Source organism: Paenalcaligenes sp. DL 309 (genome assembly GCF_057475285.1).
On record NZ_JBYBKW010000005.1, the window covers coordinates 1 to 23,335 of the forward strand.

The window sequence follows — 23,335 nt, forward strand, 5'->3', positions numbered from 1 at the left end:
TTTCCGCCAAGTACCTGCCTTACTTACCTACGGAAGAAGAATTGAAACAGGAGTTAGAGCGGGAACACGCTAATGCGATTCAGCAGCTGCAGACCAAAGAGTAGGAAATAATGCATTCATTTTTATCACAGCGCCTCACGGCGCTTTTTTTGTGCCTATGACTACCAGAGAAGTACATTTTAGAGTTAGAAATTTGAATTCTGACGACTATGAAAAGCTCCGTTGTTTTGCTAAAGCGGAGACGGGAAAAGCCAGTGTGTCGCTGTTGGCAAGGCGATTATTACTTAAGGAGTTAACGTTAAAAAATCATGAAATAAAGCCCTTTGCGGGTCAAACAAACCGAGTGGAAATTCGTTTGGATCAACATGATTTAGATCAGCTACAAAAAAGAGCTTTAGCGGAGAACATGACGGTAAACGGTTATATCAGCTTTCTCATGCAAAGCGTGTTGGCTAAAGAACCACTGTTAACGACTAAGGAAGTGGAAGTGCTATATCAATCGAATGCTCAACTACTACGTATAGGACGCAATATTAACCAGATTGCTAAATCATTAAATACGAATAATCCTACGGCTTTAAGTACTCAGGAGCTAAAGGAAATAAAAGCACAGATAGCTCAGCATACGGAGAGAGTGGGGCAGTTGGTGAGTGCGAGTTTTAAAAGAATGCCTTGAATTCACAGTCCATATACTAAGATGTTCGTACAGTTAATAGATTTATTAACAATGTTTTTCTGAAGGCGAGTTTGATCGACAGCCAACTATCCGGAAATTACGGATAGTTCGTCAGGAGAGAAATATGAGTATTACTCACTGTTTAGATAACTGGTTCTTAGGCCATGAGCGCAGTCTTTATAGACGACAAACTCTGGCTGGAGTAGCACCTCATAACTTTAAACCAGGCACTGGTCTGGCTAATCTAAAAGCAGCAGCCCTCAAGAAGCCAGAAGTGATGGTCAAGATCCCTAAGCGTACCGGTAAGGCTACAGGCCTTAAAGCAGCAGCAAATCATATTGATTACATTAGCCGCAATGGAAAGCTAGCAGTTGAGAATCAAGATGGAGAGCAAATTAAAGGTAAAGCGGCTCTACGTGAAAACGTGATCAAGGAATGGCAGCGACAGGGTATTCCAGAGCAGAGCAAGTATAAAGAGTCCCTGAATGTGGTGCTATCTATGCCGCCAGGCACGGATCCTCGTGCAGTGAAGAACGCAGCAAGAGAATTTTCACAGGAAGTCTTCAAAGGGCATCAATATGTGTTTGTGCAACATCTAGATGAAAAGCATCCGCATGTGCATATTTGCGTCACTATGCGTAACGAAATGGGCAAGCGTATGAACCCTCGTAAAAATGATCTTTTTAAATGGCGCGTCTTATTTGCCGAGAAAATGCGTGAGCATGGGGTGGATTGTGCGGCGACGCGACGCCAACACAGAGGCGTTACTCAGAAAGGGGTAAATGGTACGGTGAGTCATACTACTAAAAGAGGTGGCTATTCCACAGTGCGTCAAAAAGAGGTAAATGAGTTACTGGAAGCCATTAAAACCCAAAAACGTCCCGCAAATCCTTATTTGAAAGAACAGCTGGAAACTAGGTGTTTGATTTTGGGGGAGTATCGATTTTTAGCGAAGCGATTGTATGATGAGGGATTGAAAGTGGAGGCGAAGATGGTTAGTGGGTTGGCGAAGGGATTGGAGCAATCGGATATGAGGACGAAAAGGCAGGAAAGGTTTGATGAGTATCAAGCAGAGCAAAGCCTTGAGCAACTAAGTCTGAATCTAGGTTAGTTTATAATTTATTTCTGAAATTGAAACTTGAGGTTTAAGTCGGCAGACATCTGCTTTAAGCGACGGTTTTCATCTTCAAGCTCTCTGAGTTTCTTAACGTCGGAGAGCTCCATGTCACCATATTTAGTTAAAAATTTATAAAACGTGGCGTTATATACATTATGTTTTACGAGGCATAACTTCTTAATTGATATACCAGCTTTCACTTCTTTTAATGTCGTCATAATCTGACTTCCTATCATGCATTTTCTCACGATAAAAACTCTATCTTTCAGCTGTATTGGTATAGAGAAGAGTTACATATTCATGTAACTAAATTAAACTTTTGACTGAGCTTTCTGGTGCTTAATCATATAAAAAAACGTTATATGACATTTCTTAAGTTTTTTTCGATGCTTTGTACATGCCTTTCGCTAATAACTCCGCTGGGTGCCAACCGTCTTCAGGGGTTATATTTGTTTCAGGCTTATATTCATTATTTTCAAGCATCTTCCATTCAGCCATTAGCAGCTTTGTATCAAAATAATTTAAGTTTAAATTTAACCAGTTCTGGAGCTCTTGAAAGTTATTAGCAAACGATTCGCCTTGGTGCTCTAAGTGAAAAGTTAGGAGTTCAATAGGATATTTCTTGTCCGCAGCATCCATTAAAGCTTTACGAGCAATCCCTAGTAAAATCTGTCCACTAAAATTAAGTTGAAACTCATATGGATCGTCTCTTAATCCGTATTTAATTCTTATTTGTTTAGAATGGGACCAATACCGATCCTCTATCAAATCTAGTCGTTTTTGATATACTTTTATAATCTCATCCTCTACCAAACCTTTAGTTTCTTCTTTTAACTCTTCAAAGGTCTTAAGTCGAACACTAGTCCCTTGAGCTACTTCGATGGCTCCTTTTTGGAAACCCTTTCGAGAAATCATAAAAGCTGAATCGGCACCGACATCTTGTACTATTTGTATTAATGTTAAAATGTGATCCTTGCTAACTTTTTTGTTCCAATATTTAGCCTCCACAAGCCAAGTTAAATTCTGTCCTAGATATTTGGTTTTTACTAAGACATCAACATCATGAGTTGACCTAACTCCTTGAATTGTCACATTTGTCTGAGCATCAGCGCCGATAGCCCGAAAGTGATCGCAAATATCCTCTTGGAACTGAAACCATTCCTCTTTCCTCATGATCTCCTCCGTAACAAAAACAAACAGGATAATCTCTAGCCAACAAAATATTTGTTGTGAAGATGAATATGGGGGGATTTTAAAATGGCTTGCTTTAGATTAGAGATCGCTAGGGCCTCAATCTTTAAGCAGCATGCTAATCACTTGATGCGGCACACTCTATCCCTAACTAGAGAATTACTGCAAATAACGTATTATCTTTTACTAGACCGCATTAGGTTGGCAAGGGCTCTAGTGAGTTCAGCCTCATCTTTAAGTGCTTGTGCTAGACGCTCCGCTAATTCACCCAAAACGACTCGGATGCTCGAAGCCACCTCTAAACAGTGTTCATCGGTACGATCATGAAGCCCATCACTCAATGCTGAATGTAACAATAAGAGCGGGTTATGCCCATTAATTAGCAAGGTTTGAGGCACAGCATTTTTGACGTCGCTGAGAGCCTGGCTAAAGCGCGACTCAGCTTTGGCAGTCTCCAATTTAGCAATGGCATCATCAGGGGCTCCCAGCTTGCGTGAAACTTTTATAACCTCGTCGAGAATTCTATTTTTTTGCCCTTCGACGACCCGACGATAGTAAACAAAAGCTCCTATACCAAGGCCTTGGTTTTCACAACGTCTTCCTTTCAAAAATAGCTCTCGGTCAGGACCAATCAGCTTAGTCAAACGTGCTGATGTTGGTGGCCCGTATCCCGGCAACTCACCAAACTTGTAGCATTGTCCTGAATCCTCCCCTTTGTTTCGTTGAGCAGCGAGGGAAAATGTTTTCTCTGATTCTCTGCAGTTCGAACATTTGTAGGTTGAGTAAAAGAAGTGCCAGGAGTCTTGAGGAATTACTGCCTGATCCCTATTAGATACTCTAAAATAACGCATTCCATTACATGAGTCGTTGGGACAATGAAGTAGAAGGTCAGGAGCGCTAAACTTATATCCAGCAAGAGCCCCTCCGTTATAATAATAGGGAGTTCCTAGCTCCGATACACTAGTTATACTACCGGGGGAAACACCTTCTAGAAACTCAATTAGAGGTGTAGGATCAGATGATTCCTTTACTTCCGAAGTTGCCTGGTTACTCATACAAGTTTTAAGGAAAATTAATATGTGGCATGTTTAAAATTAAATTATAACAAATATTTACTTGTGTTCACTTATGTGCCTTGCCAAGTAGTTGGGTTACAAGGTAAACAAAGCTCGCAACCCAACATAAATTGTGTTCTATTCCTAGTGTGTCAAGAGTACTTTACGCCGTGTCCTCTGTCGATTTTGGTAGGTCCGGTTGAGATTTTCGTACTTGTTCTTAATAACAAGTGGAGCTACCTTGATGCACAGTCAGCTTCCGTAATCGTCGACGCTTAATTTTATGTTGAGATTCGGTTCTTCTTCATTAGTGACTTCAGTACCCAACTATTTTGTTCGTCTAGAGTTCCCGTTTGGTGTAAAACGGAAATGGTTGAAGAGGTGACGGTAGATAGTGAGTGGTTTATAAGTTTGTAAAAAGTTTTTTTGACTTACATGAGTCCACTTTCCCCGGCGTTAGCCTATCCTGCATTTTAGCTTTTACGTCCTTTATTCATTGATATAACGAATTTCTCGGATTTTATAGAATTTATTCGATCAAGTCCGAATATATACGAACATGTACGAATATGAGCGAATGCTCTAGAATAGGAAAGAATTATCACGAAAGGAGAGGAAAGCGATGGATAAGGTAACCATTGATCAATTTCGAGCCCAAGTAAAACCAATAAGAGGCTCTAAGTTAGATCCATTTCGTGATGAGATTTTAGCGTTATATGACGAAGGCTATTCACTGGACCAGGTTATAGAATTCTTAGCGTTGAATGAGGTTCAAGTAGCAAAATCAACCTTACATGGATTTATCAAAAGAAGAGTAGGTGCGACTCCGGTCAATAAAACTAGACAGGCAAAGTCTATTGAGAAAGAGAGGGAAGGGTTTAAAGGTTTTAATTCGCCAGTTTGGGCTGATCCCATTACTAAAATTGATGATTTAATCTGAGAGTAATAATTCTCATAAATGTTCTTGATGACTACGTTCACCCCTCAAACCCCAACGCCTTAAACACCGCATCAATAGGATCGGCGTAAAAGCTGGTTTGAAATTTAGTAAATAGTTCTGGTGGGATGCTAGGAATATCTTTAGCGCTGCTCATGGGTAGGGCGATGCGCTTTCCGCCAGCGTCAAAAGTGACTTGTAAGCATTCTGCAATACTTTCCACTGGATTGATGCTGCCACCTAAACTCATATCACCTAAAATCACCATCTGGCTTTGTACAGGTCTATTCATTAAGCCAGAGGCAAAGGTGACTAAACTTGCTAATGCCATGTGGGTAAGCGGACCCGTGTTTTGTAGTTCTACTACATGCAGGTGAAAGTCGTGGTCTAGCACTTTAGCGGATGCGCTGATGCGGCTGGCGTTGGCTTTGAAATAATCGAAGGCGATTTTGACTTGTTCTTTCGCTTGGCTGGAGTTCCATAGCCCAGAAGTCACAAGCTTCCCTGATCCTTTTGTGACTTGTAACTCTAGCCTATAAAGCCCAGGCATGCCTTTATTGCTGAGGCCTATCGTATGGACTACGCCGGGCTTACCCTGACCTTCAGGGATGAGTTTGCCACTACCTTGCTCCAGCACCGTGACAAAGTGTTCCTCAAGCGAGTCGTTTTCTATGTAGCTAAAGTGAACATCATAAAACTCCATGCCGCCGATTTTTTTCAATTGCTCTTTCACGCGGCGTCGGACTTGGAGGGCATATTCTAAGCAGAGTCGAACATCTTCTTTAGTAAAAACACCATGAGGATGCAGTAATTTTAATAAACCAGATACCGTCTTGCGCACGGCAATTACGTCCCGTTGGTTTAAATTGTTTCCTAGTTTAAAGTACTTATCAATGGCATCGGCAAAGCTGCGTTTGCGCATTTCACGAAAGAACTCCGCTAAATAATCCACAATAAGACCGTAGTTTTTCGTGAAAAACTCAGGACGCATCTTTGGGATTTCCCAGCCAGGAATATACGCATGAAAGCGATCAAAGAAAGCTGCATCAATCATTTGCTCAGGGAAGGGCGCAAGCAAATGGCTGGTTTTCACTAAAGACTCAACGCTTTGATTGATATTGCCGATAAAAACCATAGAGGCGGAGGCTTCCATTTGCTCTCTGCCGCGCCCAAAAGAGCCAGAGGCCATATAGTCTTTCATGATTTGGATGCCGTCTTTGTCTTTAAAGTTAATACCAGCCACCTCATCAAACGCCACAATATCCCAAAGGCCAACTAAACCAATACGTCGTGAGCTCATGTTGTAAAACAGGTTGGCAACAGTGGTTTGGCCGCCTGACACCAGCATACTGTTGGGTGAGCACTCTTTATAGATATGGCTTTTCCCGGTGCCACGCGGCCCTAATTCACAGACGTTATAGTTGTTTTCTACAAAAGGGATCATTCGTGCTAGCAGATGCCATTGCACAGACTCCTCAAGGGTAGAGGGCTCCATGCCTATAGAGCGAATCAGAGCTTCACGCCATTGTTCGGTTGTGAAGGCGGCACGCCCATCAAATAGCTCTTGCATGTTCATGTGCGGCATTTGAATGGGCTTTAAGGTGGATACAGCAAACGGGGAGTTGGATTGCCCCTCTTCGTGAAAGTAGTTTAAGGTTGCAATCACCCAGATTCCACCTACCAGTAGCTTTTCAAACTCTTTAACTAAATTGGGTGAGATTTCCGCATCTTTAATGCCTAAGTTACTGAAGGTGGCTTCGTAGCGATCCTTACGTTCATTTAGGCGTACCGTCACGCGATCAATAATGCGATAACTGCCACGTTCTCGTGTGAGGGATTTTATTTTTTCCGCTTCATCGGGGCGCACGTAGTTTTCGGCCAAAATGGTTTTTACATTCTGAATGCCTTTTGCAATGATTTCCTCATCATCAGAGGCACAATACATGCCTAAGAGGTACTCCAATACATAGACAGGCACATTCGCGCCTTCTTTGATCATCTGCGTGAGGTCTTTGCGCACCACTCGGCCCGCGAAGTGCGTATTGAGCAACTGATCTAAATCCGTATCAATAGGGGTGTCCATGCTGGTTAGCCTTTAGAAAAAATCATCGGTAAATGCTAAATCAATCGTCACTTTATAGCGCTCTAGTTCTATATTGCTGTCTTTATCATGCAGGATTAAAAAGTAATCTTTTTTACGATCGAAATTACTGCCAAGTAAAGACAACAGCACAGACTGATGGCGCTCACTCATCTGATCCGACTCACTATCAAAGGTGATGGTTTCTTCGCTGGAAATGGGTTGATCGGCCTCATAAAGGGCCGCTCGTATGGTGATAGGTAGATAGTTATCTCCTACGGCATCGGTTTGCATGAGTTCAAAGCGGTGCATATTGCTGGTCATTTTAATCGTTGAGCGGGGTGAGATAACCCCTACTTTTTGCTTTGTACGCTCTTGGGCAGCCTTACCTCTTTTGGTATTAACCGTAATAACGGGTACGACCACTTCTTGCGGCATAGCTCCACCGTGTACAAAGCGTGCACCACCTACGAAGTGAAAGCGATTAGCGCCCTTGGGTATCCAAAATTGCGTGTCTGATTCTGTGTCTGCCGTATTTTTTGTCGAACCTTGCCAGACTTCGGTGGAGGTAGGCAGATCATAGCCCAAGGCATAGCGTTTTTTATGCTTAAACGTATTAGCAGGTTTATTCGCTAGGCTAGTGCGATCTGTGTCCTCTAAGGCGCTGTGCTGGAATAAAAAGCCATGGTCTGCGGTAATAAGAACAGTAGCGGTATTGAGGTCCATAGTGATTTTACGCGTGAGTTCAGCTAGCTCTTGGATAGCAGACTCCACATGAGCAAAGGTATCTAGCTCAGAGGCTCCGCCTTTATCGCTGCGATCATCAATAATATTATGATACACATAGACTACGCGTTGATTTTTGAAGTGCTGCTGCCCCTCACTTTTAGACCAAGACTTAAGCTGCTCTGCCGTAATAGCAATACCCTGATAATTAGCGAGTATTTTATTGCGTTGCTCTGTGCCCGCTGTGGATTGCCCATCCACATATAAGGTGTCACGTCCTTCAGGTGTATAGGTTAATGAATCGTGGGGCAGTAAAGAGGCCATGCCTAAGCTGGTGTAGCTAGGTAGTACGCCTAATTGGCTGGCAAGTGTAGCCTCGTTATAGCGTTTTTCATTAATACGATCTATAAGCTCTACCGCTGCCTCATAACGGAAGGCATCACTGATTATCACCACCACCCGTCTATTGCTGCTTTGCTCTAATAGCGGCTTAACCCATGTTTTGTAAAAGTCTTGCTGCTTAGGAATACGTGCAATAGCCCAGTTATCCATGCTGTTTTCATGCTCTATGTGTTTACCCCAATCTCGGGAGAGCTGATCTAGGTACCAATAGGAGTAGCAGTCTTCAACCGCTTCGTCCAAGGGTTTAAGTAAATCTACCGTTGCCATTTTAGAGGCGGCAATGTAGTGCCTATACGTAAAATCAAACGCATACAATTCAGCCGTATACGCATGATACAAAGCACTTAAATCTGGGTAGTTAAAGCCCTCGTCATATTGTTGGCGTAAGGTAAATAACTTGATAGCCGCATTAAGTGCGGTATAGACCGCCCGATATTTACGCCTAGAAGAGCAATCAATGTGCCTAGACGCCCAGAATCCATCTAAGCGCTTCGCAATTAGTTGTTGAAATAAGTGGAGCTCTTGCGGCGGTACTTTAGGGATGGCTTGTGCTAGATCTACCACTAAATAGCGTTCAACCTCTTCAAAGGTGGCCACTTCCACTAAGGTCTCTATGGGGTAATCCGCTAATCGCTCTGAGATGCGTAAGGCGCTAGCAACGCGCTTGGCAAGCTCATCATAAATAAGATGGTCATTAAAGCGATAACGCCACTGAGATAACAGCGCCCGGGCGGTTGCACGGGCATTGAGTGAAGACAGCACTAATGATTTAGCCCACGAGGGAACCTCACCCACACTTTCACAAAAGCCAGTAGTGAGTAAACGGATAAAAAAGTTACCTAGCTGGAAGGCGGTTTCTCCTTCTAGCTCTTCACGGCTTGCTTGATAGCCAATCTCACCCTGTAAGGCGTGCAATAAGGGAGTAATGAGCTGGTACTTTTCTAAATCCGTAATCACTTTTGGATTCTCTTCTAAGCCCGTGCTGTCTTCAATCAGGTGTTTAGCGAGCTCACAAATAATACTTACAATATCGGTCTGCCCACTTCCAATACTGACGGCAATCATGGCCATATCTAACTCTGTGGCTGTGGCTTCTGCTGTGATCAATCGTTTAACGCCTTCTATGCGTGCTTTATTTGCAAGAAAAGTTTCCCGTTGACGCAAGTGCTCACGTAGACTGAGCTGCTTTAGGCCTAAGTCGTTAAAGACAATAGAGATACGGTCTGCGTAGAAAACGCGGGAATACAGCTTAATATCAAGCAACCAGTCGTCTTCAGGCTCGGGTTCGGCAAAAGGGAAGTAGAGTAGGTATTTGTTTTTTGTGTCCTCTAATTCCAGCATCAACTTAATACCAAACGTAGACTCTCCCTCCATGTTTAAAATGGTGACATCGCTTAATTGCAGTTCAGCTAATTCATGGATAAAGCTTCTTTCAGCGTCATACCAAAAAACGAGGCGTTGCTTATCAAAGGCGGTTTGAAGACTAGAAGAGAGTTGTTTGGTGTTCATGGTTCTTATAAGTTAAATGTATTATTTCCCAGCAATGGCTCTACGTTCAGCCAACAAATCCCCAAATTTCCCATAGTTCACCTTAACGCCATCGTCTAAGTCTAGCTGGATGCGTTGGTCAGCGGCGTGGCGTAGTTGTTCGTCAAAGGCGGCGAGTTCGGCCTGTTGGTCGTGGATTTTCTTTTGTTCTCGGTTTAAGCGGTTACGCTCTGCCGTACTATCGGCTGCCTCAATACGTGCAGCTAAGCGGGTGGCATAGGCACTGAGTCTAGCGGTGTGGGGAATGACGTACTCGGTACGCATACGGGCGAGGGTGCTTTCGTTATAGCGGTGCAAATACACTAAGCATTCAAAGGCTTTGTGTCTACCGGAGCTAAACAACCAATAAATAGGTCGTCTTTTGTACATGCTCATGTGGTCTTTGAAAAATTGCGTGCTTAAATAACGGCGAATGACTTCCATAGCGGTTTCGCCACTACGGGCTTTTAGTGCATATAAGCACAGGCTTTGTGCTACGAAGTCGATGTTTTGCTGCAGGCTCTCTTCTCCCCAGACTTGCGCTAAAAACTCATTAAATCGATTCGCAATATCTTCCTCAAACCATTCCTCTGCCGTCAACGCCAAGATACCATCACCATCCGCAGCAAAACTCTTATAAGCCCCTTCCGCTACCAGCTCCGCAAAGCCATCATTATTTTCATTCGCATACACCAAGCCATCTCGGTCTAAAGAATAACGGCCCATCATGCAGCCAATGGCATAACTGATGAGTTCAGCGATGGTGTCACTTTGCAGCCGATCTTCACGCTCTTGCTCTGTTAGGTCGCCACGGTAACGGTAGTGGGGGTTACAGGTGAGGGTGATTTCGTTTAGGGGTACGTCGGGAGTTAGCTCATCCTGTAGGCCGTAGGCGTCAATGAAGATACGGTTGTTCTCTTCTTCTAGGCGTTGCATTTCTAGGGTGGAAGCAAGCCAGTTAGCGCGGAGGGTTTTGTAGGAGGTGCTGAGGGCGGGTTGTTTGGTGTCTTTGGCCATTAAAGGCAAAGACGAAAAATCCCATGAGATTTCGTAAGAATCCCAGTCATTTTTGGCTATACTTTTAAGTGGTATTATGTGTGACTGAATATTTTTAATTATTGGAATGCTTGATACTGTGCCCACAGTAAAATTTAAGGTCGGTGCTAGTAGCTCCATTATTCCTAAAGCTACCTTTGAGTTTAAGATAGAACATAGGTAGTCTATATTTTTAGAAAAAATACAAAGACCACCAGTATCAAAAAGATAGCCATTCTCAAAAACTCTAAAACTTAAAGCACCACTACTAACTTTAGACCAAGTAATACCGGGTTTAAAATAAAATTTTTCTCCTCGTACAAATGATCCTTTATAATTTTTAATCTCAAATCCGTCTTCTTCCCAATTTATTAAAAATGTATTGTTTCCATACCATTTCTTAAACTCTCCTCCTTTATTATATGGAAACCATTTTTTTTCGGATTTTTTTGCTTTTTCTTTATCTTCAAATTTAAAACCTATTTTAGAAAATGGTATTTCAAACCACATTTTGAGAAATTTATTTACATCTCCAGTGGTGCTTCCCTCAGCAACATTAGCTATAGAACTCAACAGAGGATAAGATTTAAATATTTTAATTTGCTGATTAGTAGCCCAATACGCTATCGGATTCCCCGGTATTTTCATAAAATCCGCAGCTGACGCACGATAAAAATGCTGACTCATATCAACAGACACATTCTCACTCATAATCTTCATCCTTTAGGTAAAACAATACGCCCTGCATCCATATCATCGTGAAAACCATCAGGGACGGGTTTATAGCTGGAGGTGGGGGAGGTGGGGTGGCGGTAGATGAAAGCATGAAACGCATTAACTTTCTGGCCCTAAAATAACTTTTTCAATCATCAGTAGTACACCAAGGATTCAAGAATATTAAATTACCGTCTACACAAGATACGATGGCAGCTGAGATATCATCACGATCGCGAAATAAACCTGTGTACTTATGCTGCTCATAATAGTTATTAGACTCACGTCCAGTTTCATATTTAATCACAAATCTTTCATGGGGTATAAAGCTGGTACCAACATCCCCGTAAAAAGCATGCCAAACCCCAAAACATCCTACAAATGTATGCCCTTTAGCTATTAAGGATCTTATGGGTAGACAGTCATCCGCCTTAAGTCCCAACTTATATTTAAGGTCTAGCCATAAAATGTTTTTCTTACCTTTTTTAAATTGATTGTGCTCTCGCTTATTATTTAAGACTCTGGCTATCACTTGATTAGTAGGATAAGAGATAGCGTTTTTTTTAGAGCCGGTAACAGGTAGTGCAAGTTTTAGTCTTACTATACTTTCCTGATCGTTAAGTGCTGCACTAACCTTATCCGCTTCAGGGTGAGATTCATCAGGGCAATATACTTCAATGAAAATTTCATTATTTACACTAAAGTCGGGTGTTTTTGCATTTTTTCTTACTTGAATGGGTGAGGATGTAGTACCAAATAGGCTTTTTAGCTGTCCATAGGCTTCAAGCTCAGCCAATAGTGACTTTTTATCACCTTCTTTTTCAAGCAGTTTGCTCCCTTCAAGCTCGTGAGTGTCAAAGTCCTCATTTACTAGGGCTTTAATAGTCCTATCAAACCAATCGCAAAGGTTCTCAGAGTCAAAGTCTGAGTAAACCTCCTGCAATCCTTTCAATATTGAGCTTCTCTCGGGATTTATACTGCCAGGAGACTTTCTAATATATTCACCTAAAAACCCCGTAATCTCAGAAACCCCTCTCTTTTCCAAAAGAGACTTAAACTCTCTTAGGTCTGCATAGTAGTTTTGGTCATTCATTTATTTACCACAACATTCGCAGCTTTAAGATTCCTTTCATTCAAAGGAGGAAATTGCTTGGGTTTGTTTTTCTCATCTAAATCTTCATACTCAACGTAAAAATAGGCTCCGCGAGTTGCAGGGTTACCCGCTTTTTTACAAACAGTAGCTGCTGTACCAAATGCTATACCCATGACCATGTTAGCCATATGTGCCAAGCACTCAATAGATGAGTTCCTAAGAATCTTTAGTCTTAATTTTTCATAGGAAGATAAAAACATCCAACTTTGCATCGTGACCATGCCATGAAAGCCATAGTCTTTTAGTAACTTAAATCCTTTTTCAATAAAAACCGCAAATAAATCTGATTTGCTATCGGGGTAAGCTTTACTCACAAAGTCTTTCAGTTCTTTGTTCATTCCCTTACTCCCCATATACGGTGGATTTGCCACCACTGCATCATACCTCTGCGCCAATATCCATGCCTGATGCACCAGTGGCAGCAAACGCTTAGCGGCAGGTACTTGTACGGTATCGCCCGTATCAACAAGTCCCCGTAACGTATCCAACAACTCCTTAAGCTCAGCCTCTTCCTCATGAGGCACATCAATTAAAGAGCCAAAGGTTTTTGCCTTTTCAAAGCGCTCTATATTGCTAGCCAATAAGGCATAACGGGTATCAGTCGGTGTGCTGAAAGTGGCAGAAGACTCTTCAAAAAGGCCATAAGAAATACTAGTATCGGCTTTCTGATCTAAGTTAAGGTCTTGCCATAAGCGAGGGAGGTCTAGGTGTTGACTGTCTTGAAGGGCAATCACATTTAACGACAACGGGTTTTGGGCGAGACGAGTGAAGAGGCGGCGGTCATCTTGGCGGGCCATCATTAAAAGACTAAAACTCGCCAACTGACCGGCTCTATCATCAATATCCAAACCAAACAAATTGTTTTCTAAAATAAGCTGTGGGATATCGCGGCTGCGAAAGCCTCTTTCTTCGTAAATACGCTTTAAAATGTTGTAAGCTTCGATCAAAATATGGCCTGAGCCTGCGGCTGGATCCAGCACCTTAATGGATAAAGGATCTAAGCTCTCTGGAATGGTGGCTTGTAGTTCAGCCTCAACCTCTGGTGCTTGCGTACCGGCCTCAATGTAATAAGGCATGAGTTCTTTTAAAGAGGAGTCAGGGTAGGTTTGTAGCCACTGGCGACCTAAGGAGTTTTGGACTAGGTATTGCACAATCCAATTAGGCGTAAACAGCTGAGTGGCGGCGGGGATGTCTTCGCTTTTAACTACCTTACCAATGACCGCATCTTTTTTCTCAGAGATATAAAACTGATACAGCCAGCCCATTATCTCCACCTGATCCCAGTCTTCTTCAGGGATTTCCGTCACTAAAGTTTTGATTAAGGAATCGGTTTTGGTGAGATTGTTTGGTAGCAACAGCTCTTGCTCAGGTGCTACCTCAAAAAAAGGAATAGCGGGAGCCAAGGCACGGCATTGAGCCAGAATCAGTAAATGATAAAGCTCTTCATCTTTGGTGCCATCTAGCTTTAAATCGTGTAGCTGTTGTGGATCTAAACCGGGTAAATCAATGGATAAGCAATCATCAATCAGCTCAATACGATGAGTTTGATCTAGATGGCTAAGCACTCTACGGCCATGATCTAAGAAATCTTTTAACTCCATATAGCGTAAAGCACAGAAACGGTTAAACCAACTATAAGCGGCAAGCTCCATGGTTTGATCAAAGCCCTGTTGCTCCACTTGTAATGCTAACGCATCGCGTTTACTTTTAATGGTTGCGGGGAAAACTTGATCACCTATAAGTGCTACATCACCTTTCACCTCAAGAGGCAGTGTAGTCTTAGCATCAATCCCGTAACGTGCCGCTTGTTTATGCATGGCTTCAATAAACGCCTCGCGCGCCTTGGGTGCATAGTTTTTAATGTTGTTCGTATTCATAAGTCATCCTTACCGCTGGCTTAGCGAATTTGCACTCGTTTACCGTCTTCAATTGCCGATTTCAGTTTTGCCTTGAGCGCGTCAATAAACTGATCCATTTCTTCCGTGGTCTCTATATACATACCTTGTCTGAGCGCACTAAATACGTCTACAGAAGACACTTGGAACACAGGCTTTGGGGCGATAACAGTTGGTTTTGTGACAGGGCTTTCAGCGGCGGCTGGGCCGGAGTTTGTAGGGCTTGGAGCGGAGGTTGTAGTTGCTGTAGTAGCGGCTGCAGCTGTCGCTTCTCGTTGTTGTTGTCTCTCTAGCTCAGCTTCGGCATACGTTCTTAATAGCTCTAAGCTGTTGTGCAGCAAATCATCTGCCGTCTGCGTTTGGGCCAGATAGATTTGCGCAATACTGCTTTCGTTAGCAATCTGCTCTTTAAGCTCGTGTAAGGGCCTTAGTACTTGATTACTGATATCTGCCGAGCTTAAGCCCGTATTGCTAATTTCATAGTTAAGCTGGGCTGTTTTCTGTTCTAGGCGTGTGAGAGCATGCTCACGTTTCTCTTGTATCAAATTTTGCTGAACCGCTTGTACCGTTTCAATCAGCTGCGGCGTGGTATGCAATACGCTGTAGGGAGTAGGAAGAGCAGCAATATGCTCTAACTCAGTTAACGCTTTCTTTGCGGACTCCACCTTCACTAAGGCCACCTTATTGATGGTAAATGCGCGTAGCGCATCTAAGAGTGCATTCCATATGGGCTGCTGGTTCTCAAAAAACTCATGTAGATCTCGGTAATCTTCTTCAAGGTCTAAATAATCCGCTTTGTTATCAACTAGCGCCGTAAAGAAATCCACACTGGAGGGGAGGGCTAGTAGACGCTGTAATTGCTTTTTAGCTGGTTCAGCCAGCTCTTTACCTGGAAAGTGGCTTACCGCCATTTGATTTAGGTATCTTTCTAGGTTGTTAAGCCAAACCTGAAAGTTGGTTTTGTAAAACTCAAAGAGGTCTTTTTCATTTTGTGGTCCCAGCTGACTAAATAGCTCACGCGACAACTCACGTGCCTGCTTTAGCAACTGTTCATCAGTTTGACGCTTTCTTTGAATAATGAGCTCACGGCGCTTACGGCTGTTTGTTAATGGCTCATACGCTTCGGCTAGTGGCATACTTACCGGACTACCATGAGCATGGAACACAATGCGATCTGCTACGGCTAGGCGAGTGATTAATAAAAGGATTTCCCCATCAGGCCAGCCATACGGGCGCTGACTGAATCGATCAATGAGTTCAGTAACCGCTAGACGAGCATCACCCGTAGTGCGTAGCTTAATAAACTCATCCATTTCTCTCAATGCAGCGGCATTTCCTTCTTCACCATCTAACTCTAAGCCTGCCTGAGCTATATCATCGCTTTGCAGCAAGGCGCGCAGCTCTAAATCGGGGTTGTCTTGAAGTACCTGCAAGTAGTTCAGCTTGGTGTAGGTGTTTTCTAAAATGTATCTACAAGCCTCATCGAACTGCATATTGATATTCGTTGATTTATGATGCAGTATTTGCCCCAGTGCATAGCTGTTAGCTTGCTCTACCATTTCTTCTAAAAGAAAGTTTAAGCGCTTTTTACGCTCTAAGTTTTCACGGCCCCTATCTGCCAAGATACGGCTTAGCTCTACTTGGCTGGTGTCATCGTTAAGACGAATAAAGCGGTTTGTACGTAACCACGTGCGTAACTCAGTATAAAAATCGCTATTATCAGGCAGCTTAAATAACGCAGAACCCTGTGCTTCACTACTTTTGTTGATGCAAGCGGCCTCAGTGTACGCCTCATAATCAGGATCTAAGGGGCTAATAAACTCAACCTTTAAGGCATGCTCATGGCGGCCATCTACGGTATGACCATCTAAAAAGCGCCCAATGCTGTAGTCAGTCTTGTTTTCTGGGTAACGGTATTTATTTTTGTCTTTGAGTACGTCTTTAAAGAGCAAATCCGACAGGGCGCGGTTTTCTTCTGAACTTGTAATGTCTACCGCTTTAATTTGACGACTAATATCACGCTCTTCGTTGGTAAGAAATAAGTACTCTTCGCCGTTACGAATAATTAAGCTTTCTTTCTCTAAGCGCAGTAAGCTGGCTTCAATTTTCTGGCGTAAGGCGAGCTTGTCTTGGTCTATTTCCGTCAAACTGAGGGTAACTAAGTTATCTAGTGTGCCTTTGATCAGATCCACATAGCGAATCATAAATAAGGTACGTAAAATGCGTACATCAATGGCTTCTAAGCTGGTGTTTTCACGTGCTTGATCAATGGTACGTTTAACGGTGGTATCTAAAAACCCCTCAATAGCACTGTAAAAACTATGCATAGGGATAAGCGCACCTACGGGCTTATCTTTTATAGATAAGGCAGCCATTTGGAAAGCATCTAACATGGAACGCTCTCCATAGGCCAGATGGGCACCAGAAGCCCCCACTTTACGCACCTGTTCAAAGACTTTTTGTACTAATTGAAACTGATAAGGGATGAACGGGTAGTGGGCGACAAAAGTATCTACTTCGTCATAGTTTTTAAGCGTAGGACCAGACTTATCAAAGTTAATTTGATTACGTAAGATATCGCCTTTTTCTTGCCAAATAATTTTTAACTGCTCTTCAGCGGCATCAGTTTTACGTAATAAGCGTTTTTGAATGACCTCATCGGTGTTTGAGCTAGACAATGAAAGTCTAGTGGTAAAGCGCCCCGTAATTTTAGAGAAATCATTGGCTTTACTGGCAGACAAATCCCCAATCACTGCATCCATATCGGCTTGAGAGGTTACAATAATCCAGGCTCTACCATTACAGATGGTGCCTAAGTTTTCTGTGATGGTTTGAATGTTGAGCATGAGTTTACTGTCTTGCCCAATAAATTGCCCAACCTCGTCCACCAAAAATAAAACGCGGTGATTAGCCGGTTTTGAGTCTAGATGCTCTTTTACCCATTTACAAAAATTCTCTACAGAAACAGAAAAATCTTCTTCGGCATTTTCAAACCATTTATTTGCTGCGTCCAGTGAGATGTCTAAGGCTTTAGAAAGCGCAGCTTCAATATCATCTTGATAGAAGTGGGGCGCATCTCGCTCCTCTTCCCACGATGAGCCACTGCTTTCTTTAAATGCCTCTTTAAAAGCTTGATAAATCCCACGTTGGTTTAGATAACGCTCCATGTGGGCAATATGCGGGCTATCACCACTAAAGCCTAAGTGCTCATTAAATACTCGTAAAAATACATTTAAGATGGGGTTGCCATCATCATTACTGCTGGCTTTGCTGTCAATATTAAAAAGAATAACATCAGTAGTATATTGCGCTGCTTGTGTAATATCAGCTCTAGTAATGGGGTCCTCAACTTTATTGGCATCAAAGAAATCGATAGCTTGTTTTGTGCTACCACTGGCATCCCGCGCTTCAATATTCCCTAGTAGATAAGAGAGCACTTTAAGGAAATGAGATTTTCCAGAACCAAAAAACCCACTAATCCAGACCCCCATACGATTCGCTAAAGAGGGGTCATTATGGGCGGTTTTATAGGCATTAAAAAAATCACGGAAATGACGCTCTAGCTCTTTGGTGATGACATACTCATCAAGCTCCTGATATACCGTAGCATCATCCGCTTGATCTGCTTTAACCACGCCATTGATTGGGCGTTCTAAGGGTTTGGAGAAAATATGTTGAATAGTCATTACAGTGATTTTTTAATAAATAATAATTAGGGTACTAGCTTGAAGGCACGATAGTAATTATTGCTTGGTAGCTTATTAAATAAGCGTAAGTTTTGGCCTGAATAATAACCGGGATAAAACAGAATTAAAGGCGTTTTATCTAGCACAGCATGCAGGTTGTTTAATAAATCATGGGCGCGTAATAAGGGCCACACAGAGCCTACGCCGTATAAAATTACAATATCCTGCTCTAAGGCCTGAGTGCTCTCCACTAGGTAAGGCCCAAAACGAGCTAGGTTTAAAGGGCCTCTGAGGGCTTTTAATAAACTAGCATCGCCTTTTTGCTGCTGTATCTTGATGGCTTTATCCGTAAAACCTCGTGTATCTAAGTAGTCTTTTGTTACTTGTAGCAGATTTATTGTTTTTATTTTGATTTTGGCGTGCTTTTTATCAAAAGTGTTCTCTAGAAAATGAATGTACTCCCTTATTTGTAGTTCATCCTCTGGCGCATAGTCAAAAACCCAAAAACCCAGTTCATTACCCAAGCCCTTACTTTGCAGAAAGGTTTCGCTGGTTATCTTTTCTGGTATTTGATTTAAACGCTGATTTAAAACGTCATTCATAACACTAATCCCTTGCTACATTAATACAGTTAATTAATCGCTCTAGCCCTTGCTGCTCAGCGAGTTTACGTAGCTCAGGCCTTACCTTAATAGGGCGCAATACCAGTGAACGCGTACTTTCTAATAGTCCCACTTCGGCCAACATACGAAAGGCAGTAGACCGCATTTTTTCTCGTGTTTGCTCACTGAGCGTTAATAAGTTGGGATCACGCTGCGCACGATCGTCTAAAAAGTCGTGCCACTGCCAAGCGGCGATTTGTTCCGCATGCGTTATAAAAGCATCCTTAATCACTGTTTCCACAAACTCTACCAGTAATAGGTTATGAGCAAGCGCAGCAGAAAAAGCCACTTGCGTCGCTAACTCATCATCCCCATCTCGTAATGCTTTCCAAAAGCCAGGACTTAGATGCGCTAAGCGCTTTCTAAGCGCTGAAGAAATACGCCTCACCGTAGACTGTGTGCGTTTCTGAAGCACATTTTCCTCATACATGGCTTTATCCCATGCTACCTCATCAAGCTCTTGGAGCAGCAAACCAGCAATAATGCGGCACTCTCTGGTTTGTAGCGAGCCGCTGGTGAGATCGGAGTTATAGCGGAAGGTGGTCATTATAATTATTTGTGAATGGTGGATAGTTAACTTATTATTGTAGTTGGAAGATGCTGTTTTCCAAACTTAGATTAGCACCCCATAATGCTTGTTACCGTATATTGATTTATGCTCTCAGCGCCTGAGTCCATTTTTTCACTACATTAAGCACTCAGAGTTCTTACTATTTAGCTTTGCACTAACAACCTTCCTAGCCTCCCTCTCATCCCCAATCAGCACCACCTCCTCTTCCTCAAACCCATTCACACTATTCTCACATTCTGCAATGCCAGTTAGCCATTTCGGAGCCTCAACGTCTTCTCGCTGTTTATACCCCCTATACCTATTCTCAAACTCCTTTGCCACAAAAGGCCAGTCCTTTTCGGTTTTATTACCTAAGGCGATCCAGCCGCCCATGTCTTGTAGTACCAGATGAATAATCGGGTCATCAAAGGCGACGCTGCGGTAGGTGCCGATGTGTCGTAAGGCTTTATCCACCTTGGACCAGGCCAGTAGGGCGCTGTCGCGGGTAGAGCCTTGCAAAAGCTTTACGATGTCGGCAGGCATAGGGCAGAATTGGCCGTTGTCAGGGTTTACGCAGTGCCGGTTGATGGCGTGCTTTACCGCTTCAAAATCATACGGGCGCATGGCGTTCCACCAGATTTGTACGGCGTACTCACTAATATCGCGGCGGTAAAAGGCGTGGACGGCCGTAATCAATTCAGAAAACACTTGGGTTTGATTTGGGTTCATTGTTCAGCCTCCTGCATTTTTTTGATCCATTCCATTGCCACTTGTTGGTTATGGGCTTCAAGGGCTTCTTGGCGGTTTAACGACGGATTTTGTTTGATGTTAGTTTTGTTATTGTTAAAGCTTTTGATGGGAAACAGACCCGTCCAGCCGCGTTCTATGCTTTGTTTGATGCATGCGGTTGGATCACTGCCGTTTTGCAAAAGATCATTTAACGTTTCTATGGATAGCTGTTTTGCATCTGTAGTCCATGCCTTACCGCTGACGCGCTTTCTGAAACGATCCCAACGTTGCCAGGATTCTTCAGGCAGCCAGTCGGGGAGATCCACCTTCTGCGTAGTTGATGGTTCCCTTACGGTTCTTTGGTGGTTCTTTATGGTTCTGGGTGCAGCATCTGCAGACCCCACTGCATCTGGTGCCGGGGTGGGGTGCTCCAAATGCCGGGGTTGAGGTCTTAAGGTGCAGGGCTGCACTTCCTGCAGGGGTGCATAATATGCCGGGGTAATGGTGTAAATATTGGAGCGGCCATAGCGCTCTGTTTTTTGTAATAACTGGTTTTCTTCTAGCCATTTAATGGCATTACGTACCGCACGCACAGATAGACAAGTGCGCTGTGCAATCTTTTCCACTGATGGCCAGCACACGCCGTCATCGTTAGCATTATCGGCTAATGAGATCAATACGGCTTTCTGCGTGACAGTCATTCCTTGCAATGGCCAGCAGTAATTCATGATAATAGTACTCATAACCTACCTTTTTTATTCACATCACTGCATACTTCGTAAGCAGGGTACTTTTTAAAAATATGGGGATACTGTAGGTACACGTGAGCGGGTATGCCTCGCTTTTTCCAATTAGAGACTCGAGCTACACCTGTAGGATAAATCCCTAGTTTTCTGGCAACTCGTGATGGGCCGCCTAATTCATTGATAAGAGCTTCTGCTTTTTTCATAGTCGTGAGAGTAGTGGTTTACATAAACCCATTAAACATGGTGTTTATAATTAAGTCAACAATACGTTTAACATGCTGTTGTCCTTTAGTGGAAAAATAGAAGTATGAAAAAAATGGATGAAAAGATGCAGCGTCTCTATAGCGCTGCCTACCGCTTAGGAAAAATTAGCTCCTCCCAAGACCAAGTGGGAGTGGCGCGTTTGTTAAATGTGTCGCAACAAATTGTGCACAATTGGGAGAGTCGTGGGCCTTCCAAAGAGGGCTTACTTAAAGCGCAGATGGAGCAAGGGATCAATGCCACTTGGGTGATGGAAAACCAAGGCCCCATGTTTATTTCTGAGCGTGCTTTACTGGGTGAGCAGGCAAAGTTCGATTTGTTTGATGCCGCTGCAGCCTGTGGGGATGGGTTTATTAATAGTGATTATCCTGAAATTATTTCAAGCATTAGCATGCCTATGGAGGTAGCTAGCCGCATCATTGGCTCCACCAATAAGAATGACAACATAAAAATAATTGTGGCGGTCAATGATTCCATGGTGCCTACTATCAATCCAGAAGATTTATTGTTTGTTGATGTTTTAGTAAATGAGTACGTAGGTGAGTCTATTTACTTATTGCTTCATGGTGAGGAAGTCGTCTGTAAACGTATTTCCCTTGTTGCTTCAGATTTAGTTGTGAGTTCTGATAACACCGCTTATCCGTCTTGGAAGTGGGATGAAAAGCCAGAGCGTACCCGTATTATTGGTAAGGTCATAAGGGCGTTACCTATGGATTTCAAACGCTTTAGCACTATGTAAAATTTTTTACTCTCCATTTTCAGCCACCTTTTCTAGGTGGCTTTTTTATTACCTATAGGACTTAGATACATTATTTAACAACTTAGTGTGTAGTTTTTGCTGCCTATCTATAAACATAGTGTTGATATTTAATTAAACATGTTGTTTAATGAATGTACGCCAATTGATCGTATTAGATCAGCGGCGATGTTCTTTAACAATGTGTAGATATAACTAGCAGTCGTGCTAGTGAAGCAGACCCTTTGTCTTCCATAGGCAAAGCGATATGCAGTGGCATCCATCGGGCAGCCACAACCAAATAGCCGAAGGTGTAACGCCTTGCTCCGATTAATATCCGAGTCGATATCTAACTATGACGATGGTTAGCCTTTGATCACTGTGGCCGTGAGGATAAACGGTGGCTGAAATAGGCGAAAAATAAAACAGACGTCGAAACAGCGTAAGCAGTGTGACAGCAGGAATGAGACTGCGATAAGTTCCTTGGCCTTAGTCGCCAAGGAAACTTTGGTTAGTGAGTTGTGGAATAAATAGCTTTTTAACCAAAGTCGATTGTTTTAACCCACAGGAGAAAAGAGATGAGTCCACATGAAATTATTGTTTTGGCTTCTAATTTTCGAGAAGCAGTAGATAGCCAACGCGCCTTTACCTTGCCCATGATGAGCATGAGTGATTTTCAATTATTTATGAGTTTTTTGTAATTTTTAGGAAAAATAATGAGAGCCGTACATTTTGTATTGCAGGGTAAAGGGGGAGTTGGTAAGTCATTTATTGCGGCCTTATTAACGCAATATCTGCAGCGTTATCAAACGGAGGTACTTTGTTTTGATACGGATCCAGTCAACCAAACCTTTAGTCGCTACCAGCTATTACAGGTCCAGCCGATTAATATTTTAACGGAACATAAAAATATAGATGCAAGTCGTTTTGATGCGTTGATAGAAACGGTAATGCAGCATGAAGGGATCGCGGTGATTGATAACGGAGCTAGTACTTTTGTTCCGTTAATGTCTTATATGCGTGAAAACGAAGTGGTGCCGCTTTTACAAGAGGAAGGCGTTCAGGTGGTCATTCATGTACCACTACAAGCAGGCCAAGGTTTGCCAGATACGCTTACGGGATTAAATACGGTCTTGACGGATTTCCCATGTGAGGTCGTGGTGTGGCTTAACCATTATTGGGGTCGAGTAGAAACACAGGGTAAGAGTTTTGAACAGTGGAATATTGCTAAAAACAATGCTGAACAAATTGCCGGTGTGATTGAACTGCCTAATTACAATCCTGACACTTACGGTCGCGACATCTTAAAGATGACAGCTAATCATTTGACGTTTCAAGAGGTGATGCAGTCTTCTGATTTTACCTTAATGCCTAAGCAACGCTTAAAAAAGGTGCAGCGAGATGTGTTTGAGCAGTTAGCTGAGCAGCGTGTTTTTACAGCACTGGAAGGAGGGTAG

Annotated in this window: 19 protein-coding genes; 6 read left to right on the forward strand and 13 right to left on the reverse strand. The window is 42.9% G+C overall.

Annotation, left to right across the window (positions count from 1 at the left end):
- Positions 1–157 precede the first annotated feature (157 nt).
- On the forward strand, positions 158–676 hold the full coding sequence (gene mobC, locus AC2UZJ_RS07685) for a plasmid mobilization relaxosome protein MobC (RefSeq protein ID WP_486949559.1): 519 nt from the start codon (positions 158–160) through the stop codon (positions 674–676).
- A gap of 124 nt (positions 677–800) precedes the next feature.
- Positions 801–1,787: a relaxase/mobilization nuclease domain-containing protein gene (locus AC2UZJ_RS07690; protein WP_486949560.1), complete on the forward strand. Its 987-nt coding sequence runs from the start codon at positions 801–803 to the stop codon at positions 1,785–1,787.
- Positions 1,788–1,795: 8 nt separating this feature from the next.
- Here AC2UZJ_RS07690 and AC2UZJ_RS07695 read toward each other — a convergent pair whose 3' ends face one another.
- The 3 genes from AC2UZJ_RS07695 to AC2UZJ_RS07705 form a co-directional block, all read right to left on the reverse strand.
- Complete coding sequence (locus tag AC2UZJ_RS07695) at positions 1,796–2,011, reverse strand: transposase (protein ID WP_486949561.1); 216 nt, start codon at positions 2,009–2,011, stop codon at positions 1,796–1,798.
- 154 nt (positions 2,012–2,165) lie between these two features.
- Positions 2,166–2,966, reverse strand: coding sequence for a restriction endonuclease (locus tag AC2UZJ_RS07700; RefSeq protein WP_486949562.1), 801 nt, complete (start codon positions 2,964–2,966; stop codon positions 2,166–2,168).
- Between the two features lie 194 nt (positions 2,967–3,160).
- Entirely contained in the window at positions 3,161–3,592 is a 432-nt protein-coding gene (locus AC2UZJ_RS07705; RefSeq protein WP_486949563.1) for a hypothetical protein, read from the reverse strand.
- Between the two features lie 1,069 nt (positions 3,593–4,661).
- Between AC2UZJ_RS07705 and AC2UZJ_RS07710 the strand changes: the two genes are divergently transcribed.
- Positions 4,662–4,979 (forward strand): hypothetical protein, encoded by a 318-nt coding sequence (locus tag AC2UZJ_RS07710; protein ID WP_486949564.1) that lies wholly within the window; start codon positions 4,662–4,664, stop codon positions 4,977–4,979.
- A gap of 37 nt (positions 4,980–5,016) precedes the next feature.
- On the opposite strand, the gene brxL is transcribed toward AC2UZJ_RS07710, so the two are convergent.
- From brxL to AC2UZJ_RS07760, 10 genes are all read right to left on the reverse strand, one after another.
- Positions 5,017–7,059, reverse strand: a complete 2,043-nt coding sequence (gene brxL, locus AC2UZJ_RS07715) for a protease Lon-related BREX system protein BrxL (protein ID WP_486949565.1) — start codon at positions 7,057–7,059, stop codon at positions 5,017–5,019.
- A 12-nt stretch (positions 7,060–7,071) separates the two neighbouring features.
- Entirely contained in the window at positions 7,072–9,693 is a 2,622-nt protein-coding gene (gene pglZ, locus AC2UZJ_RS07720; protein ID WP_486949566.1) for a BREX-1 system phosphatase PglZ type A, read from the reverse strand.
- Between the two features lie 21 nt (positions 9,694–9,714).
- Positions 9,715–11,466, reverse strand: coding sequence for a BREX-1 system adenine-specific DNA-methyltransferase PglX (gene pglX, locus AC2UZJ_RS07725; RefSeq protein WP_486949567.1), 1,752 nt, complete (start codon positions 11,464–11,466; stop codon positions 9,715–9,717).
- A 142-nt stretch (positions 11,467–11,608) separates the two neighbouring features.
- On the reverse strand, positions 11,609–12,553 hold the full coding sequence (locus AC2UZJ_RS07730; protein WP_486949568.1) for a hypothetical protein: 945 nt from the start codon (positions 12,551–12,553) through the stop codon (positions 11,609–11,611).
- Positions 12,550–14,490: a BREX-1 system adenine-specific DNA-methyltransferase PglX gene (pglX, locus tag AC2UZJ_RS07735; protein WP_486949569.1), complete on the reverse strand. Its 1,941-nt coding sequence runs from the start codon at positions 14,488–14,490 to the stop codon at positions 12,550–12,552. The genes AC2UZJ_RS07730 and pglX (AC2UZJ_RS07735) overlap by 4 nt, the downstream gene beginning before the upstream one ends.
- 20 nt (positions 14,491–14,510) lie before the next feature.
- A complete protein-coding gene (gene brxC, locus AC2UZJ_RS07740) occupies positions 14,511–18,194 on the reverse strand; it encodes a BREX system P-loop protein BrxC (RefSeq protein WP_486949570.1) in 3,684 nt (1,227 codons plus the stop codon).
- Positions 18,195–18,220: 26 nt separating this feature from the next.
- On the reverse strand, positions 18,221–18,796 hold the full coding sequence (locus AC2UZJ_RS07745) for a DUF1788 domain-containing protein (protein WP_486949571.1): 576 nt from the start codon (positions 18,794–18,796) through the stop codon (positions 18,221–18,223).
- A 4-nt stretch (positions 18,797–18,800) separates the two neighbouring features.
- Positions 18,801–19,403, reverse strand: a complete 603-nt coding sequence (locus AC2UZJ_RS07750; protein ID WP_486949572.1) for a DUF1819 family protein — start codon at positions 19,401–19,403, stop codon at positions 18,801–18,803.
- Positions 19,404–19,541: 138 nt separating this feature from the next.
- On the reverse strand, positions 19,542–20,135 hold the full coding sequence (locus AC2UZJ_RS07755; protein ID WP_486949573.1) for a DUF6475 domain-containing protein: 594 nt from the start codon (positions 20,133–20,135) through the stop codon (positions 19,542–19,544).
- Positions 20,132–20,878, reverse strand: a complete 747-nt coding sequence (locus AC2UZJ_RS07760) for a helix-turn-helix domain-containing protein (protein WP_486949574.1) — start codon at positions 20,876–20,878, stop codon at positions 20,132–20,134. The genes AC2UZJ_RS07755 and AC2UZJ_RS07760 overlap by 4 nt, the downstream gene beginning before the upstream one ends.
- A 310-nt stretch (positions 20,879–21,188) precedes the next feature.
- Here AC2UZJ_RS07760 and AC2UZJ_RS07765 point away from each other — a divergent pair, with 310 nt between their 5' ends.
- The 3 genes from AC2UZJ_RS07765 to AC2UZJ_RS07775 all read left to right on the forward strand — a co-directional run bounded on the left by AC2UZJ_RS07765 (position 21,189) and on the right by AC2UZJ_RS07775 (position 23,335).
- The gene (locus tag AC2UZJ_RS07765; RefSeq protein ID WP_486949575.1) at positions 21,189–21,881 is read left to right on the forward strand and encodes a S24 family peptidase; all 693 of its coding nucleotides are present in this window, start codon (positions 21,189–21,191) and stop codon (positions 21,879–21,881) included.
- 575 nt (positions 21,882–22,456) lie between these two features.
- Positions 22,457–22,579 carry a hypothetical protein gene (locus AC2UZJ_RS07770; RefSeq protein WP_486949576.1) on the forward strand — a complete coding sequence of 41 codons (123 nt, stop codon included), beginning with the start codon at positions 22,457–22,459 and terminating at the stop codon, positions 22,577–22,579.
- A 15-nt stretch (positions 22,580–22,594) separates the two neighbouring features.
- A complete protein-coding gene (locus AC2UZJ_RS07775; protein ID WP_486949577.1) occupies positions 22,595–23,335 on the forward strand; it encodes a nucleotide-binding protein in 741 nt (246 codons plus the stop codon).